The sequence below is a fragment of the Pseudomonas endophytica genome, from assembly GCF_001411475.1.
GTDB lineage: Bacteria > Pseudomonadota > Gammaproteobacteria > Pseudomonadales > Pseudomonadaceae > Aquipseudomonas > Aquipseudomonas endophytica.
Window position 1 is genome coordinate 28,780 of the sequence record NZ_LLWH01000146.1, and the last position, 16,614, is coordinate 45,393.

Sequence of the window (16,614 nt, forward strand, 5' to 3'; positions counted from 1 at the left end):
GATCTTGCTGCGAGCCATTGAAAATTATTCCGAGGACTACGCGTAGCTATCATCGACACGCGTAACTTTTTGCACCCGTCACCTCACGAATCAAGGTCATTAATGCCTCAGCCGCTGGTGAAGGCAGTCCATTAATACGGTAGGTCAAACCAATAGGGCGTTGCGTATCTTGTAGGTCAAGGGTAAGTGCCTGTAACTCACCACTCGCGATCTCGTATTCCAGTTGGTGTGCCGACACCACGGCCAGCATATCCGAACGCATAAGCATGCCGCGGATGATTGCCATATCGCCTGTCTCGACAACGGGTTCTGGGGGAGGCTGACCAATGCGTTGGAAATGCGCTTCGAGAAGTAATCTTGCCGGTGTATCAGCACGCGGTAAGACCCAGCTCATACCCTTAAGATCCTCCTTTTGCAGGCGCTTTGCTAAGAGTGGATGGCCGTTTCTGGCAAGGATAACCATCTCTTCTGTAAGCAACTCTTCGCCCTGCAAATCACTGGCGTAATCATCCGCGCGCAGCGCGCCGAATACAAAGTCGACATCTCCAGCCCGCAATTCTAGCGCCAAGAGATCGAACGGACTTTCGTTGGTAGCGACCCGCACACCCGGATGTTTTTCCAGTAACTGGACGATGGCCTCCGGCAGAATTCGCGTTCGTCCCAACGGTAATGCCCCGACCATCACTACCCCTTGGAGCGAGCCTTTGATGGCCGCTACGTCGGCGTCCAGACGGCGTAAATCGTTCAGAGCACGACGCACGGGGTAGAGGATGTCGTAACTGGCTTGAGTCGGCTGAAGCCCACGCGCAGTACGCTCAAAGAGCACTTTGCTAGCGCCTTCCTCCAGTATTTTAAGAGAAGCACTGATCGCCGGTTGAGTAAGGTTGAACGCTTGGGCAACGGTTTGCATGTGGCGTGTTTCGCACAGTTTGACGAAGACTTCCAAACGCCGTGTTTGCAACAAATACAGGGGTTCGTGAGGCGCATGCCCAACCAGCGCGGGAATGGAATCCAGTTCGGCGAGTATGCGCAGTGCACGGGGCAATATGGCCTTGCCATATGGGCTCAGCAACATGCCGTTCGCGTGACGCTCAAAAAGCGTCACATCGAGGCGCTTTTCCAAATTAAGGATTGATCGAGTAATGACCGATTGCGCACGTAACAAATACTCGCATGCACGAGAAATACTGCCATGTTCGGCGACACGCACAAAGGCGCGCAATTGCATCAGGGCAGGCAGCGATAACGCAGGCATCTTGATCCTCCTGACAATAATGAGTTGAACTGCAAGAGCGCAGATAAGCGTGATAAACAAAAAGTATATTACCCGCAGCCCTGTGCATCATCTCTTTGATCGCGAGTATTCGAGCCTCTATCCATTCCTCCTACAGGGCGCGCTGCTTATAGCTGGCCCATCAACCAATCCTTGAACACCGCGATAGGCCGGTGGTTGGCTTTGTGCGGCGGGATGAGCAAGTAGTAGGCTGTACCGGTCGGTGAAATGGAGTCGAACGGGATGCGCAGGGTGTTGTTGGCCAGTTCATCTTTGACCAAAAAGCGCGGCAATAACCCGACGCCAATGCCCGCGGATACGGCTTGAATCAGGTGTGTTGTGAGTTCGAATTGCGGGCCCAGTCGCAACCGACCGGGTTGGCAGTTTTGCATTTTGAACCATTCAAGCCACAGGTGAGGGCGCGGCGCTACCTGCAAGAGCTGGGCAGAACGTAGGTCTTCTGCGCATTGATAACGCTCTGCCTCGGTATTGCTACTCCCCACCAGCGGAACCAGTTCTTCATCGAACAGCTTGTGCGACACCACGTGATGCCAGAGCCCTTCTCCGACACAGATGGCGGCATCCAGGCCGGTTGTGGTGAAATCTACGGTGCTCGCCCGCGAGTGAATGTGCACCAGAATTTCAGGATGTTTCGCGTAAAAGTCGCTCATCCGCGGTAATAACCACTTGGTGCCAAATGTCGGCAACACGCCAAGGTGTAATGATCCACCGCCACTTCGGTAGGCGAGCGCCTGCATGGTTGCGTCGCGAATGCGAGCCAGCGCTCCCGCTACTTCTAATGAATAAATACGGCCAACTTCAGTGAGTGTTATATGCCTGCCGATTCTATCGAACAGTAAAACCCCCAGCAGTTCTTCCAACGACTGAACTTGGCGGCTCACTGCACTTTGAGACAGGCTAAGTTCTTCGGCTGCGCGCGTGAAACTGCCATGTCGAGCAGAGGCTTCGAAGGCCAGCAAAGACGAGATTGAAGGGTTAAGTGTCCGAGGATTCATGATGACTCTGAATTAAGGAAGCAATAAAGCGTGATGAGAAAGCTGCGCGTTAATCCAAAAGGCCAGCATCCGATATTTACCCAGTCAGCATAGCGTGAACCGCCTCACAGTAAAATTACCCCCCTCAAAATGTACCCCTACGGATATTGAACTGAAGGGGTAGTTTTTACGCCGCGCTCAGCAAAATAAGACCTTAGTCGAAATAGCCATTAGCCGCCATGCAAAGCCCGGTCGGTGCGCAGTGAGCGCTTTAGGCTAAGGCTTCTAGAGGCTTAAGCCTTGGTTTACTGAGCGCTTTGGGGTGCAGTCTACGCCAATGGTCGCTCAGCGCCCCTTAAGTCATTCATGTGTTTTCTGCATGTATAGAGGCATTTTTATTCGGTTTGGATGTGGACGTTGCTGTGGCAATCTTCGCGTCTTACTGCAATCGAGAATAGCTAACTCGTTTGTCATTATTCGAGCTTATGACGTTTAAACCTCGTCGACCCACCGACTGCGTATAAAAGCTCAACCCAGATGAGCTGTTTTGCCTGATTAGTTAGACATTGGGAAACCGAGATATCAATTAAGCCTAAAAAAATAAGAGTTCTTAACTATGAACACTGCAATTGAAAAGCAGGTAACGCGCAAGATCTTCCTGAGGCTCTTGCCGCTCCTTATCTGCCTGTACATCATTTCTTATCTGGATCGAGTCAACGTGGGGTTTGCCGCCCTAACGATGAACGCTGACATTGGTTTGAGTGCTGCCGTGTATGGCTGGGGCGCGGGTTTATTCTTCGTCGGCTATTGCCTGTTTGAAGTGCCAAGCAACCTGCTCATGGCCAAAGTGGGCGCGCGCCGCTGGATTGCCCGAATCCTCTTTACGTGGGGGTTGATCGCCACGTGTATGGCATTGGTACAAGGGCCAAAAAGCTTTCTCATCATGCGGTTCCTGTTAGGTGTGGCCGAGGCGGGTTTTTTCCCAGCGGTCATTCTTTACCTCACGTTCTGGTTCCCTGTGCGCTATCGCGCGCGGATCATTTCGATCTTCATGCTCTCTATTCCGATCTCCTTGGCGATTGGAGCACCTGTATCGACTGCGCTTTTGCAGCTTGATGGTTTGATGGGGCTAAAAGGCTGGCAGTGGCTCTTCATTATTGAAGGGATACCGGGCGTTCTATTGTTTGGCGTGGTACTCAAGTACTTGCCGGACTCGCCAAAACAGGCGGCCTGGCTCTCGGATGAAGAGCGTCAGTGGTTGGTGAACGAGCTGGATAAAGACGCCAAGGCGCATCCTGCTGCGTTGGACGGTCAATCGACGATCTGGAAAGTGTTCTGCAATCCGTCGATTCTTGCGCTGTGCTTCATTTACTTCACTGCGACGGCGGCGAACGTAGGGCTTTCGATGTTCCTGCCACAAATGATTAAGCAGCAAGGCTTCACCGGTATGGAGATCGGTTACATCACCGCTATTCCGTACATCGTGGGCTGCATTGGCATGGTTTCGATCGGCTTCCTGTCGGACCGATTCAACAAGCGCACAGCCTTCGTGATTCTTGCTCTGTTGTTGATCGCGGGTGGTCTTGGGGCGGCGGGTTGGCTGAGTGGCAGCAACTTGGCGATTATCGCAATGTGCGTCGCTACCGTCGGCATCATGGGCTGCAAAGGACCTTTCTGGCCGCTTCCAGCGCTGTATCTGAGTGGTAGCAGTGCGGCTGCGGGCATTGCCTTGATCAACTCGGTAGGCAACCTAGGTGGTTTTTTTGGGCCGGGCATCATTGGCGTGACCAAAGAAATGACAGGTTCTTACGAAAGTGGCCTGTACTTATTAGCCGGGCTTGCGATCTTGGGCATATTCACCACCCTGATCTTTATTTCCGATCGTGGAAAAGCGCAAAAAGGTCTGCCTGTGAGTGACGCGGTGCCAACCCGCGGCTGACCATCAATCTCATAGATAGCGCGTTACTTAAAAGGGCGACAGTTTAACTGTCGCCCTTTTAGTTTTTGTTGGGCTTGGCTAAATAACGCCCGTTTTAGGGCGGGTTGAGCGCTCAATCGGCCGGTAACAAAAACCGTCCAACCACCGGCAAGTGATCCGAGATGGCTTGGGTGTCTTCTTGGCGCACGTAGCCTTCAACGCGTTGCAGTTTTGGGCTGTAGAACAGGTAATCGAGGGTGCGATCAGGCTCGTCGACTTTCGGATTGTTCGGAAAGTACGTCAGCCACTGTTCGCGATCAATGCCGGTTGCTTCCGGGTTGCTGGGGAGCATCGGGTATTTTTCCCACAGCAAATGCAGCTCACTGTCAGGCGAGTAACCTAATCGCTGCTCGGCGGGCAGGCGCAAAAACTGACCAATTGGCAACAGGTTAAAGTTGCCGCCAATTACCCAGGGCGTCCCTTGGCTTTCATATTTGTCGACCAGCGCAGCTGCCGCCTGCATTTGGCGTCTCAGGTTGCTGTTGTTGAGCGTCGCGGTATCGAGTTGGGTGTTGATGGCGACCAGCTGCCCACCATCATTGAGCGGCAAATAGCTGACCAGCATGGCGGGCTTGGGTTGGAATTGACGGCTGATGAGGTTGCTGTCAGCCACCGGCAATTGCAGACGTTCGGCATGCTCGATCTGATAACGGCTGAGGGTGACGATTTTGCGGCCTACGCTGCCGAAAATGTGCCGATCAGGCACGAACTCTGCTTTCCAGGTAAAAGCCTGTGTGCTGCACGGGTAAAGGTCGGCCAGACGTTCCTGCAACAGTGCGAGCTGGTTTTGATAGTCGCTGGACTTGGCTTCTTCATCGAGGTCTTGCAGCAAGATCAGGTCGGGCTGTTCATTGCGAATCACCCGCGCCACCTCATCTAGGCTAAAGGCCATGTCTTCACGGGTAGGGCGATCATCCGGGCCGCTGCCATCTATCAGGTTGTACCAAAACACATAGCGCTTACCGGCCAGGTATTGCACGTTCCACGTCATGATCTTGATAGCTTGCCCGGCCACTAACGTGGGCGCGCCGACAGGACAACTGACAGGCAACACCTCTTTAGGGGCTGGCCGCCACGTAACGCTGTAAATCAGGCCAGCCACAACCGCTGAAGTCAGCAGCAAACCTAATACAGTGGGGCGCAGTATGCGTGGCATGGGCTCGGCTTATGAGGGGCTAAGAAGTTGCCGAGCATACCTGACGGCAGCACGGCACCCCAAGGGCCTCTGTATAGGAAGTTTTCTTGACTATGAGTCGGAATTTTCACTGGTCAGCATAAACAGCCGGAATAAAACTACAGAAAGAAACAACTGTAGAAAACTATTGAAGCTCTCTAAGGCCACAGAAATCAGCGCATTGTCGTCAGCCGGGGTCAGCGAAAAGCTTAATTGCTTGAGTGCCAGCAGAGGCGCCATAACCGCCAGAATGCAGACGAAAATTCGCCAGAAATGGCCTCGACTCATGATCAGGCTCGACTTGATCGCCGTCAGCGGTGCTTGGCCGCGAAGCACCAAGTTGTACTCGGCAAACGCGAGGACCACGGTCAGGTAAATCCCTGGAATAAAGAACATTGAAAGCCCCAGCACAATCAGCAACGTACTGATGGCGGCAAGTAGTGCGAACCTTGGCCACAGCATGAGCGCATGGGCTAGCAGGTTGCGATTGCTTGGGCTTTCGCCCCGGCTGCGTGCATCGAGAAACAGAATCAATGCCGCGGTGTACAGCGGGTACACCAGTAAGCCGAGGACCAACGCATAACCCTGTGAAGCATTCGGCCCCACCGCCTTGTTGACAACGTGTTGCAGCACGGCTTCAAGAATCACCAGCGGCAAGCACAGGGTGATGACTTGGCCCAGGTTACGCTGGAAGAAATACAGAGAGTCACGAAGAACGGTAAGCGGATTCATTGTTGGGTTTCAGCAGTCCAAAAACAGAGCGCCACTTTAACCGATCACCCCTAACGGTAAGCAAATGCAAACCGTTCTAGATGGCTGTTGAAACTTCTCGTAACGTCCCCATAACGTTTGAGCGCCTACTGTATTTTTGCAGTCAGCAGTTTTTTTCGACAATCGAACGAGGTCGTCATGCACAGCGAAGAGCAAACCCTGATTGATGGGCTATTTACCCGTTTGCAGCAGGCTGAAAGAGAGGCACCCTCTCGAGACGCTCAAGCGCAGTCGCTGATCAACGAACACATTGCGCGCCAGCCGTTGGCGCCTTACTTCATGACGCAGACGATTCTGGTGCAAGAAGCGGCGATCAAGCAGCTGGATCAACAGAACAAACAACTGCAAGCCGAACTGGAGCAAGCCCGAGCCGCGGCGGCTCCTACTGCTTCAGCGCCTGCGTCAGGAGGCAGCTTTCTGTCCGGTCTTTTTGGTGGCGGCAATCGAGCGTCAGCCCCAGCCCCGGCGCCTACCTCATCATTCAATGCACCGCCTAGCTCCGGCGGTTGGCGCGATGGGCCTTCTACTCCAGCGCAACCTTCTGCCTACGCGCCTCCCGCCGCCGCCCCTGCCGCAGCGGGCAGCGGATTTCTCGGTGGCGCCTTGAAAACCGCCGCCGGTGTGGCGGGTGGCGTGATGCTGGCGCAGGGCATCAGCAGCTTGTTCAACCATCACCAACAGCCGCAAGTGGTTGAAGAAATCATCGAAGAGCCGACCTCCACAGCTGGCAATGGCTGGGGCGACGATAGCCAGCAATTTGCTAACAACGACCAGTCTGGTATTGAAGACGTCGGTTACGACGACGATAGCTTCTATTCTGACGATGATTCCTTCGTCTGACCGCTCAACGCCCGGTGTGTGACAGCACGCTGGGCGGTTTCTCCGTGCAAACCCTCTACAGGCTGGCATACTGCAGCCTTGTTTTCAGCCACGTGCCCGCTTGCTTGGGCCTGATGAGGTTTGCCGTTGAAAAAAATTGCGGTCTTCGCCGATGTGCAGAACCTCTATTACACGGTTCGCCAGGCTTATGGGTGCCATTTCAATTACGCTGCGTTGTGGGCTGACATCAGCAAACACGGTGAAATTGTCGATGCCTACGCCTATGCCATAGATCGTGGCGACAGCAAGCAGCAGCAATTTCAGCAAATTCTGCGCAACTTAGGCTTCACGGTAAAACTTAAGCCTTACATCCAGCGCAGCGATGGCTCGGCCAAGGGCGACTGGGACGTGGGCATTACCATCGACATCATGGACTGCGCCCCACACGTGGACGAAGTGGTGCTGGCGTCGGGGGACGGTGATTTTGACTTGTTGCTTGAGCGCATCGCCAGCAAACACGGAGTCGAAACCGTGGCATATGGCGTGCCCGGCCTAACCGCCAACTCCTTGATTCGCGCAGCCACTCGCTATGTGCCGATTGAAGGCCGCTTGCTGCTGAAGTAACGCTCACTTTTTACAGGATTGATCAGGTTTGGAACGCATTGCGGTCATCGACTTTGAAACCACCGGCCTCTCGCCGAGCAGCACCTGCCGGGCCACTGAAATTGCGGTGGTTATTCTTGAACAGGGACGCATCGTCGAGCGTTACCAAAGCCTGATGAACACAGGTGTTCGGGTCCCGGGCTTTATTGAACAACTGACCGGCATCAGCAACGCCATGCTGCGCACCGCGCCGCCTGCCGAGCGGGTGATGAACGAAGTGAACGAGTTTGTCGGCATCACCCCGCTGGTGGCGCATAACGCGGCATTTGACCAAAAGTTCTGGGACTTTGAAATGGGCCGCATCAAGCGCACCCGTTTACAGAACTTTGCCTGCTCATTATTGCTCGCCCGGCGGTTAATGCCTGCTGCACCTAATCACAAGCTTGGCACCCTCACCACCTTCGCAGATTTACCCCACACCGGGCAGGCTCACCGGGCCATGGCTGATGCTGAAATGGCGGCTAACCTGACGGCCTATCTGGCTCAAGAGTTGCGCCACAAACACGGGGTGAAAGCCCTGACCCACGACCTGTTGTGTGGCTTGCAAAAAGTCCCGGCGGCGAAGATCAACGACCATCTCAAGCGCTATCGCGGGTTCTAAACTCCGCCCTCTCTTTAGCAAGAGCTGTTTGACGCTCGATTGCTCGCGATCTTTTGATCTTTAAACGCAAAAGATCGCAGCCTCCACAGTTGGACGGGTCAGAAAAAGTGTACGGCCACTTTTACTGCGTTTTGTTTCTTATTATTTCTCAGTGCATTGACTAGAATTGGCAGTCTTCTGTCTTTGCCTTTCGAGCTGCCTTCATGTCTGCCGCACGTCGTTTCCCCTTACAACTGATCGGTGCTTTCTTTGCGTTGTACGTGATTTGGGGGTCGACCTATCTGGTGATTCGCATCGGTATCGAGTCGTGGCCGCCGTTGATGATGGCGGGTGTGCGGTTCCTCGTGGCGGGCTGTTTGATGTATGGCTTTATGCGCTGGCGTGGGGCGCCAACACCGACTCTGGTGCAATGGCGCTCGGCAGCCATGATCGGCTTTTTGTTACTAGCTTGCGGCAACGGAGGGGTGACGTTGGCCGAGCATTCGGGCGTGGCTTCTGGGGTCGCCGCCTTGGCTGTGGCCACCGTGCCTTTGTTCACGTTGCTCTTTGGCTATTTTTGGGGTGCACGCAATACCCGTTTGGAATGGGCAGGTATCGCCCTCGGGCTGATCGGCATCGCCATGCTTAACCTCGGCTCTAACCTGCAATCCAGCCCGCTGGGCGCCGCGATGATCTTATTTGCCGCCGCAGCCTGGGCGTTTGGATCGGTATGGAGCCGCCACTTACCCTTGCCCGCCGGAGCCATGGCCAGCGCCGCTGAAATGATCACGGCGGGCGCGGTGCTGTTGATCGCCAGCCTGCTCAGTGGCGAACGCATGACTCATCTACCAACCGCCGCCGGTTGGGGGGCGTTGCTGTATCTGGTGTTCTTCGGCTCGATCATCGCCTTCAGCGCTTATATGTACCTGCTAAAAAACGTACGTCCGGCTGCCGCGACCAGTTATGCCTATGTGAACCCGGCGGTGGCGGTGATGCTGGGTATCGTATTTGCGGGGGAGAGCATTGGTGTCGAAGAGTGTCTGGCGATGGCGGTCATCATCAGCGCCGTGGTGTTGATCGGGTTGCCGCAGTGGCGCAAGCAGAAAACCCTCTGAATTAGGGTAAACTGCGCGCCATTGCACCTTATGCACCTCTGCGCTGACCCTTTTCGACGGTATTCCCATGACATTCGCCACCCTTGGCCTGATCGAGCCCTTGCTGCGCGCCCTTGAGACGCTCGGCTACAAGACCCCAACCCCGGTTCAGGCCCAAGCAATTCCCGCAGTGCTGGCAGGCCGCGACCTGATGGCGGCAGCCCAGACGGGCACCGGCAAAACAGGCGGCTTTGCCTTGCCGTTGCTGCAATTGCTGACCATGGAAGGCCCCAAAGTCACCAGCAACTCGATCCGCGCGTTAGTCTTGGTGCCCACTCGCGAGCTGGCCGAACAGGTTCACGAAAACATTCGCCAGTACGCCGAACACCTGCCACTGAGCACCTATGCGGTGTACGGCGGTGTCAGCATCAACCCGCAAATGATGAAGTTGCGCAAAGGGGTTGATGTGCTGGTCGCCACGCCCGGTCGCTTGCTTGATCTGTATCGCCAGAACGCAATCAAGTTCAATCAATTGCAAACCCTGATTCTCGATGAAGCCGATCGCATGCTCGACCTCGGTTTCTCCGAAGAACTGCGCGATATTTATCGTGCGCTGCCTAAAAAACGCCAGACCTTACTGTTTTCAGCGACGTTCTCTGATGCGATCCGCCTGTTGGCCGAGCAAATGCTCGACAACCCGCTGAGCATTGAAGTCAGCCCGCGTAACGTCGCGGCCAGCAGCGTTAAACAGTGGGTGATCCCGGTCGATAAAAAGCGCAAGGCCGAGCTGTTTTTGCATTTGCTGCGCACTCAGCATTGGAAGCAAGTGTTGGTGTTCGCCAAGACCCGTAACGGCGTGGACGAACTGGTCGGCAAGCTGCAAGGTCTGGGGATTAACGCTGACGGCATCCATGGCGATAAGCCACAGGCTACTCGGCAACGGGCGTTGGATCGTTTCAAAGCCAGCGACATACAGATTCTGGTGGCCACCGATGTTGCCGCTCGCGGTCTGGACATCGACGATCTGCCGCTGGTGGTGAACTTCGACTTGCCCATCGTGGCGGAAGACTACATTCACCGCATTGGCCGTACTGGCCGAGCAGGGCAAAAAGGTGAGGCGATTTCGCTGGTGTGTGCCGACGAAGTGAACATGTTGTCTGCGATTGAGGTGTTAACCCGCCAGACTTTGACCCGCCATGAAGAGCCAGACTTCGAGCCTGAGCACCGTGTGCCGCAAACCGATGCGTCGGGTCAGGTGGTCAAAAAGCCGAAAAAGCCGAAAAAGCCTAAAACCTCCGGCGGTGGCGGCAAGCGTAACTTAGGCAAGTGGGTCGATAGCGGCGACGTGGCCCCGGCAGAGCCATCGGTCAAGCCGGTGCGCAAAGTCCCGGTATTCAACACTGGCCCCCGCAAGCGCAAGCCATGACGCACGTGCTCGCGGTTTTTTAAAAGCTCGCGAGCAAGCTCGCTCCTACCCATTCATTAGCGTTTCAGCCAGCTCAAAAGCCCCAACCCCGCCGCGCGCCCGCTGGCAAAGCAGCCTGTGAGCAAATAGCCGCCGGTTGGGGCTTCCCAGTCCAGCATTTCGCCTGCGCAGAACACTCCGGGCAGAGCTTTAAGCATCAGGTTTTGATCCATTGCTTCAAAGCGCACGCCGCCCGCGCTGCTGATGGCTTCGTCCAAGGGGCGAGGTTTGATCAAGGTTAGGGGCAGGGCTTTGATTGCTTTGGCCAAGTGTGCCGGGTGGTTGAAAGCGTCAGCCGAGGCTAACTCGCGAAGCAACGCTGCTTTCACTCCTTCCAGGCCCAGTTGGCTGTGCAAATGCTTGCTCATCGAGCGTGAGCCGCGTGGTTTGGCCAAGGCCGCTTCTACTTTATCCACAGACTTATTGGGCAATAGATCTATCAACACCGTGGCTGCGCCGTGCTGGTTGATCGCCTCGCGTATCGGCGCGGACCAGGCATAAATCAAACTGCCTTCTATGCCGCTGGCCGTGATCACGCATTCGCCCAAGCGCGGAGTGCTGTTTTCCAGCGCAATGGCGATATTCTTCAACGGTGCCCCGGCGAATTTACTGCGTAATACCTCGCTCCAACCTTCAACATCAAACCCGCAATTGCTGGGCTGCAACGCTGCCAGTTCGACTCCGCGTGCGGCCAGCAGCGGCATCCACGCGCCGTCAGAACCCAACCGGGCCCAGCTGCCGCCGCCCAGCGCCAGTAGCACTGCATCCGGTTTGAGGCTTTTTTCGCCTTCGGCGCTGTCGATGCGTAACTGCCCATCAGCTTGCCAACCCAGCCAGCGATGACGGGTGTGGATAACTACCCCGGACTCACGCAGGCGCTTGAGCCAAGCGCGCAACAACGGTGCGGCTTTCATATCGGTGGGGAACACCCGGCCTGAGCTGCCGATAAAGGTTTCAATGCCTAAATCGTGGATCCACTGGCACAAGGCTTGGGCATCAAACGCCCGCAGCAAGGGAGCGATAGAGGGGGCGCGCTCGGCATAACGCGATAAAAAAGCCGGGTAAGCCTCGGAGTGAGTGATGTTCATGCCGCCAACCCCGGCCAGCAAAAACTTGCGACCGACTGAAGGCATGGCGTCATACAGATCAACCTGCACACCCGCTTGGCTCAACACTTCGGCAGCCATCAAACCAGCGGGGCCACCGCCAATAATGGCGACGTGCGGGGAAGGGGAGGACGTTGGCTCGGTCATGGCAAGGCTGCAAATCGGCGAAATAAGCCGCGCATTCTACCTGACTGGGGTAACGACTTACCCGTAGGAGCTGCCGAAGGCTGCGATCTTTGGATGTTGAAAATTAAAAGACCGCAGTCTTCGGCAGATCCAACGGGAATTATGGCTGTACGAAAAACGTACAGCTTCTTGCAGGCCATGAGCGCTGTGGCCTGCAAGGGCTTTCACTCAGGTTATCCACAGGCAGTTCCACAGGCATTGTGGGTAAAAGATTCAGGGCTTAATGACCGCCTGATGACAACCAGACCTTTTGCGCACTGTGGTGCAAGATCCCGTGGCGACGGGCCAACGCCTTGCGGTCTTTGCTGTAACCGCCGCCAATCACGCCCATCACCGGAATATCTCGGCCCAGACAATGGCGCAGCACACGCTCGTCACGCGCCGCCACGCCCGCGTCGGTCAGCTTCAAATAACCGAGCGCATCATCTTTATGCACATCGACACCCGCGTCGTACAGCACCAAGTCCGGTTGATACAACGGCAACAGATAATTCAGCGCTTCATCGACCACTTGCAGGTACTCGGAGTCGCCCATGCCCATGGGCAAGCCAATGTCCCAGTCACTGTGTGCCTTGCGTGCCGGAAAATTCTTTTCGCAGTGCAAAGAGACGGTAATAGCGTCGGGGGTGTGCTCCAGAATCCGCGCCGTCCCATCACCCTGATGCACATCACAGTCAAAAATCAGCACCCGGTTAACGCGGCCGCTTTCCAGCAGGTAATGGCTGATCACCGCGAGGTCATTGAAGATGCAAAAGCCCGCTGGGTGATCGTAATGCGCGTGATGGGTGCCGCCGGCCAAGTGGCACGCTAACCCGTGCGCAAGCGCCTGTTCGGCGGCCAGTAACGAGCCGCCCACCGCTCGGATGGTTCGTCGCGCCAGGGCTTCACTCCAGGGCAAACCTAGACGGCGTTGATCTTCGCGGGCCAGTTCGCCTGCCATGTAACGCTCGATATAGGCGCGATCGTGGGCCAGCGCGAGGATATCCACAGGGCACAGTTCGGGGCGTAGCAGGTCGGCATCACGGGTCAGTCCGGTGTCGATCAGGTGATCGCGCAGCAAGCGGAACTTGTCCATCGGGAAGCGATGTTCTGCAGGGAACTCTGGGCTGTAGTCTTCGTGGTAAATCAGCGGTACAGGCATAAGGATTTCACGTCGGAACGAGCGCTGGATATTAACAGCGCTGTACACTGCTGAGCACTTGGAAAGCCCGGTAACCATGGAGAGGTCTGATGGAGCAGATTAAAGAGCTGGAAAGCCCGCGGTTGCGGTTGCGTCTTTGGCGTGACACCGACTTGCCAGCGTTCGCTGCCCTGTGTGCTGATCCTAAAGTGATGCGTTACTTTCCGGCCCCCTTGAGCCGTCTTGAAAGCGCTGCATTAATCGGCCGGTTTCGCGGCCATTTTGCCGAATACGGCTACGGAATGTGGGCACTGGAGCACAATGAGACCGGCGCCTTCATTGGCTGCACAGGGCTGTTGAATGTCAGTTTTGCCGCTGCATTCACTCCGGCCGTTGAAATAGGCTGGCGCCTTGCTCCTGAATATTGGGGGTTAGGCTACGCCAGTGAGGCAGCGTGGGCGGTGTTGCGTTGCGCCTTTGATCGACTGGCGCTGGATCAAGTGGTGTCGTTCACCAGCGAGCCTAATCTGCCGTCGCAGAAGGTCATGCAAGCCATCGGCATGCAATGTGACCTTGAAGGGAGCTTTGAACATCCCAGGCTGGATGAAGGTCATCCTTTAAGGCCACATGTGCTCTATCGCATTTCGCGGGCACAGTGGCTTGAAACGTTACACGGTTAAACTGGCCGCTTCCCAACTGTCTGTTTGTGGGAGTAGCCCCAATTTTGTAGGCCGACGTAGCGAAGATTGCGACGGTATTGCTCTGTGTGAGGAGAGTCTGAATGAGCCAAGTGTTGGATGATCTGGTCAACTTGCTGACCCTTGAACCGATTGAAGAAAACCTCTTTCGCGGCAGCAGCCAAGACTTAGGTTTCCGCCAGTTGTTTGGTGGGCAAGTGCTTGGGCAATCACTGTCTGCCATGAGCCAGACCGTAGAAGACGCTCGACACGTGCATTCATTGCACGGTTATTTTTTGCGCCCGGGTGATGCCAGCTTGCCGGTGGTTTACCAAGTTGACCGGGTGCGCGACGGCGGCAGTTTCAGCACTCGCCGGGTGACGGCTATCCAAAAGGGCCAGCCGATTTTCACCAGCAGCGCTTCGTTTCAATACGACGAGAGTGGCTTTGAACATCAAACCTCGATGCCTGACGTGGTGGGGCCAGAAAACCTGCCCTCTGAGCTGGATATGATTCGCCAGCGTGCGCACCTGATTCCTGAGTCGATGCGTGAAAAGCTGCTGTGTGCCAAGCCCATCGAGTTTCGTCCGGTGGTCGGTGAAGATCCGTTCAACCCCAGCGTCAGCGACCCGATTAAATATGTTTGGTTTCGCGCTGACGGCACATTGCCGGACAACTTGGCCCTGCACAAATACCTGCTGGCGTACGCCTCAGACTTCGGTTTGCTGACTACCTCACTGCTGCCCCACGGCAAAGGCGTGTGGCAAAAAGATATGCAGGTGGCCAGCCTCGACCACGCGCTGTGGTTCCATGGCGAACTGCGCATTGATGACTGGTTGCTCTACGCCATGGACAGCCCGTGGGCGGGCAATTCCCGTGGTTTTTCGCGAGGTAGCGTCTATAACCGTGCGGGCAAGTTGGTCGCCTCGGTGACGCAGGAAGGTTTGATCCGCCACCGCAAGGACTGGGCATGACACTCAAGGACGTTAAGCATTGGGTGTTCGACATGGATGGCACCCTGACCCTCGCGGTGCATGACTTTGCCGCGATTCGCGTGGCGCTGGCCATTGCCCCCGAAGACGACATCCTGACCCACCTCAACGGCCTACCGGCTGACGAAGCGGCGGCCAAACATGCTTGGCTACTCGAGCATGAACGTGAGCTGGCGTTGGCTTCAACGGCTGCGCCCGGTGCCGTTGAACTGGTACGCGAACTGGCCGCTCGGGGTTATCGCTTGGGCGTGCTGACCCGCAATGCCCAAGAGCTGGCGTACATCACGCTCAAGGCCATTGGCCTGGATGAATGCTTTGCGCCCCAAGACGTGTTGGGGCGTGAAAACGCCGCGCACAAACCCGACCCGGATGGCCTGCTGAAATTGGCAAAGGCTTGGCAGGTGCAACCGTCGAGCATGGTGATGGTGGGGGATTACCGTTTTGACTTGGAGTGCGGACGTGCGGCGGGCAGCCAAACCGTCTTGGTTAACGTTCCAGACAACCCTTGGCCCGAGTTGACCGACTGGCATGCTAAAGACTGCCGTGACTTGCACCGGCTAGTGAAATAATCCCGTAGGAGCTGCCGCAGGCTGCGATCTTTACTTTTAAAGATCAAAAGATCGCAGCCTTCGTTCCTCGGCAGCTCCTACGAGCAGTGGCGGGTGCTTGCCTTGCTGAGGCTCTGTTAATTGGGTTTCAACCCCCTGTAGGAGCTGCCGCAGGCTGCGATCTTTTGGGGGGCAGTCCAGATTTAGCCTACCTTGCAAATAACACTTTTTGCCCTTCTGGCGAAGTGAACATCTGATCGCCGTTGTGCCCTACGCCCGGCACTTCAATCAGGCGTTGATTGAGGCCCTGCGGATGGCGTTGGTTCAAATAGTCAACGTAGTCATGCCCGCGTATCAAACGGTAGGCACCTTGGGCTTGGGCCTCGCAGCTTTTATCCAGCGCGGGGTGGTTGGGGTCCGTGTCGTTAGCGCCGAGCAAATAGGTTATGTCACGGCTGACGTAGTTGTGCTCAAGCGTGTGGTGTTTCTGGCCTGCCGCGTAGGCAGGTAAGTCTTTAAGCCCGTATTTCCACGTGTTAAAACCGGGGCAGGCAGCCGGATCAAAGGTCGGCACCGGACGCTGTGCGTTGAAGTAAGCGTAAGACGATGGATTGGCGATTACAAAGCGCACCTTAATGCCTTCGGCCTCCAGCGATTTGTCCGCCTGGGTGGTCAAGGCATAGCGCTGCACCACTTGAGCGCCGCCAGAATGCCCGGCAATCACCACCTCGCGCAGATTAGGGAACAGGCTACGGTCGCCCAGGCGCTGAAGGATCTGGTCCAGCGCGGCGTATGAACTCAACGGCGTCGGGCCCACGGCGGGGGCGCCCGCCATCCAGTCGTTGGCGTGCCAGCGCAGCACGTTACTGGGCAACGAATGGCGAGTGCCGTCACTTTCATTGAGAAACTGCGGCGCAATCACCAAGGTTGTGGACAACTGCCCGGCTTGTGTCGCGGCAGTCTCGCCACTGTGCAAATAAGTCTGAGCATTGCGCAAACGGCCATGAATCACAATCAGCGCCCGTTGCACAGTGGGCAGTGGCCGGTTCCACTGTTGACTGAGGCCGATGCTCAATTGGCCGGAGCCGATCTGGAGTTGATCGGGGCTCAGCACCTTAACCCCCTGTTCTGCTGCCATCGCTGTCGAGCAAGCCGCTAACAGACATACCCATG

16 protein-coding genes are annotated in these 16,614 nt (G+C 56.0%); 9 read left to right on the forward strand and 7 right to left on the reverse strand.

The annotated features are described in order from the left end of the window. Positions 1–49 precede the first annotated feature (49 nt). Both AQS70_RS10205 and AQS70_RS10210 read right to left on the reverse strand, forming a co-directional pair. On the reverse strand, positions 50–1,255 hold the full coding sequence (locus AQS70_RS10205; RefSeq protein WP_055102667.1) for a LysR family transcriptional regulator: 1,206 nt from the start codon (positions 1,253–1,255) through the stop codon (positions 50–52). A gap of 146 nt (positions 1,256–1,401) precedes the next feature. After that, positions 1,402–2,289, reverse strand: coding sequence for a LysR substrate-binding domain-containing protein (locus tag AQS70_RS10210; RefSeq protein ID WP_055102668.1), 888 nt, complete (start codon positions 2,287–2,289; stop codon positions 1,402–1,404). 595 nt (positions 2,290–2,884) lie between these two features. On the opposite strand from AQS70_RS10210, the gene AQS70_RS10215 reads away from it, so the two are divergent. Further along, entirely contained in the window at positions 2,885–4,207 is a 1,323-nt protein-coding gene (locus tag AQS70_RS10215; RefSeq protein ID WP_055102669.1) for an MFS transporter, read from the forward strand. Positions 4,208–4,319: 112 nt separating this feature from the next. On the opposite strand, the gene AQS70_RS10220 is transcribed toward AQS70_RS10215, so the two are convergent. Together AQS70_RS10220 and AQS70_RS10225 are read right to left on the reverse strand one after the other, a co-directional pair. Next, on the reverse strand, positions 4,320–5,402 hold the full coding sequence (locus AQS70_RS10220; RefSeq protein WP_055102670.1) for an endonuclease/exonuclease/phosphatase family protein: 1,083 nt from the start codon (positions 5,400–5,402) through the stop codon (positions 4,320–4,322). 90 nt (positions 5,403–5,492) lie between these two features. Then, on the reverse strand, positions 5,493–6,152 hold the full coding sequence (locus AQS70_RS10225) for a YciC family protein (RefSeq protein WP_055102671.1): 660 nt from the start codon (positions 6,150–6,152) through the stop codon (positions 5,493–5,495). Positions 6,153–6,329: 177 nt separating this feature from the next. Here AQS70_RS10225 and AQS70_RS10230 point away from each other — a divergent pair, with 177 nt between their 5' ends. The 5 genes from AQS70_RS10230 (at position 6,330) to AQS70_RS10250 (ending at position 10,773) form a co-directional block, all read left to right on the forward strand. Beyond that, a complete protein-coding gene (locus tag AQS70_RS10230; RefSeq protein WP_055102672.1) occupies positions 6,330–7,031 on the forward strand; it encodes a DUF2076 domain-containing protein in 702 nt (233 codons plus the stop codon). A 126-nt stretch (positions 7,032–7,157) separates the two neighbouring features. After that, positions 7,158–7,634, forward strand: a complete 477-nt coding sequence (locus AQS70_RS10235) for an NYN domain-containing protein (protein WP_055102673.1) — start codon at positions 7,158–7,160, stop codon at positions 7,632–7,634. Positions 7,635–7,662: 28 nt separating this feature from the next. Continuing rightward, positions 7,663–8,274 (forward strand): 3'-5' exonuclease, encoded by a 612-nt coding sequence (locus AQS70_RS10240; protein ID WP_055102674.1) that lies wholly within the window; start codon positions 7,663–7,665, stop codon positions 8,272–8,274. Positions 8,275–8,477: 203 nt separating this feature from the next. Next, on the forward strand, positions 8,478–9,368 hold the full coding sequence (gene yedA / locus AQS70_RS10245; RefSeq protein WP_055102675.1) for a drug/metabolite exporter YedA: 891 nt from the start codon (positions 8,478–8,480) through the stop codon (positions 9,366–9,368). A gap of 67 nt (positions 9,369–9,435) precedes the next feature. Next, positions 9,436–10,773, forward strand: coding sequence for an RNA helicase RhlE1 (locus AQS70_RS10250; protein WP_055102676.1), 1,338 nt, complete (start codon positions 9,436–9,438; stop codon positions 10,771–10,773). 56 nt (positions 10,774–10,829) lie between these two features. Here the strand turns inward: AQS70_RS10250 and AQS70_RS10255 are convergent, their stop codons facing one another. Both AQS70_RS10255 and AQS70_RS10260 read right to left on the reverse strand, forming a co-directional pair. Next, a complete protein-coding gene (locus AQS70_RS10255; protein WP_055102677.1) occupies positions 10,830–12,065 on the reverse strand; it encodes a TIGR03862 family flavoprotein in 1,236 nt (411 codons plus the stop codon). Positions 12,066–12,324: 259 nt separating this feature from the next. Then, positions 12,325–13,245 carry a histone deacetylase family protein gene (locus AQS70_RS10260; RefSeq protein WP_055102678.1) on the reverse strand — a complete coding sequence of 307 codons (921 nt, stop codon included), beginning with the start codon at positions 13,243–13,245 and terminating at the stop codon, positions 12,325–12,327. An 89-nt stretch (positions 13,246–13,334) separates the two neighbouring features. Between AQS70_RS10260 and AQS70_RS10265 the strand changes: the two genes are divergently transcribed. From AQS70_RS10265 to AQS70_RS10275, 3 genes are all read left to right on the forward strand, one after another. After that, the gene (locus tag AQS70_RS10265; RefSeq protein WP_055102679.1) at positions 13,335–13,904 is read left to right on the forward strand and encodes a GNAT family N-acetyltransferase; all 570 of its coding nucleotides are present in this window, start codon (positions 13,335–13,337) and stop codon (positions 13,902–13,904) included. 101 nt (positions 13,905–14,005) lie between these two features. Beyond that, a complete protein-coding gene (gene tesB, locus AQS70_RS10270) occupies positions 14,006–14,875 on the forward strand; it encodes an acyl-CoA thioesterase II (RefSeq protein WP_055102680.1) in 870 nt (289 codons plus the stop codon). After that, positions 14,872–15,462 (forward strand): HAD family hydrolase, encoded by a 591-nt coding sequence (locus tag AQS70_RS10275; RefSeq protein WP_055102681.1) that lies wholly within the window; start codon positions 14,872–14,874, stop codon positions 15,460–15,462. Before tesB ends, AQS70_RS10275 begins: the two co-directional genes overlap by 4 nt. 187 nt (positions 15,463–15,649) lie before the next feature. Here the strand turns inward: AQS70_RS10275 and AQS70_RS10280 are convergent, their stop codons facing one another. Next, entirely contained in the window at positions 15,650–16,579 is a 930-nt protein-coding gene (locus tag AQS70_RS10280; RefSeq protein ID WP_055102682.1) for a hypothetical protein, read from the reverse strand. Positions 16,580–16,614 lie beyond the last annotated feature (35 nt).

Excerpts from the sequence above, each read along its gene's own strand:
- AQS70_RS10205 (WP_055102667.1), bottom strand. The coding sequence starts at position 1,255 with ATGCCTGCGTTATCGCTGCCTGCCCTGATGCAATTGCGCGCCTTTGTG.
- AQS70_RS10210 (WP_055102668.1), bottom strand. The coding sequence starts at position 2,289 with ATGAATCCTCGGACACTTAACCCTTCAATCTCGTCTTTGCTGGCCTTC.
- AQS70_RS10215 (WP_055102669.1), top strand. The coding sequence starts at position 2,885 with ATGAACACTGCAATTGAAAAGCAGGTAACGCGCAAGATCTTCCTGAGG.
- AQS70_RS10220 (WP_055102670.1), bottom strand. The coding sequence starts at position 5,402 with ATGCCACGCATACTGCGCCCCACTGTATTAGGTTTGCTGCTGACTTCA.
- AQS70_RS10225 (WP_055102671.1), bottom strand. The coding sequence starts at position 6,152 with ATGAATCCGCTTACCGTTCTTCGTGACTCTCTGTATTTCTTCCAGCGT.
- AQS70_RS10230 (WP_055102672.1), top strand. The coding sequence starts at position 6,330 with ATGCACAGCGAAGAGCAAACCCTGATTGATGGGCTATTTACCCGTTTG.
- yedA (WP_055102675.1), top strand. The coding sequence starts at position 8,478 with ATGTCTGCCGCACGTCGTTTCCCCTTACAACTGATCGGTGCTTTCTTT.
- AQS70_RS10250 (WP_055102676.1), top strand. The coding sequence starts at position 9,436 with ATGACATTCGCCACCCTTGGCCTGATCGAGCCCTTGCTGCGCGCCCTT.
- AQS70_RS10255 (WP_055102677.1), bottom strand. The coding sequence starts at position 12,065 with ATGACCGAGCCAACGTCCTCCCCTTCCCCGCACGTCGCCATTATTGGC.
- AQS70_RS10260 (WP_055102678.1), bottom strand. The coding sequence starts at position 13,245 with ATGCCTGTACCGCTGATTTACCACGAAGACTACAGCCCAGAGTTCCCT.
- AQS70_RS10265 (WP_055102679.1), top strand. The coding sequence starts at position 13,335 with ATGGAGCAGATTAAAGAGCTGGAAAGCCCGCGGTTGCGGTTGCGTCTT.
- tesB (WP_055102680.1), top strand. The coding sequence starts at position 14,006 with ATGAGCCAAGTGTTGGATGATCTGGTCAACTTGCTGACCCTTGAACCG.
- AQS70_RS10275 (WP_055102681.1), top strand. The coding sequence starts at position 14,872 with ATGACACTCAAGGACGTTAAGCATTGGGTGTTCGACATGGATGGCACC.
- AQS70_RS10280 (WP_055102682.1), bottom strand. The coding sequence starts at position 16,579 with ATGGCAGCAGAACAGGGGGTTAAGGTGCTGAGCCCCGATCAACTCCAG.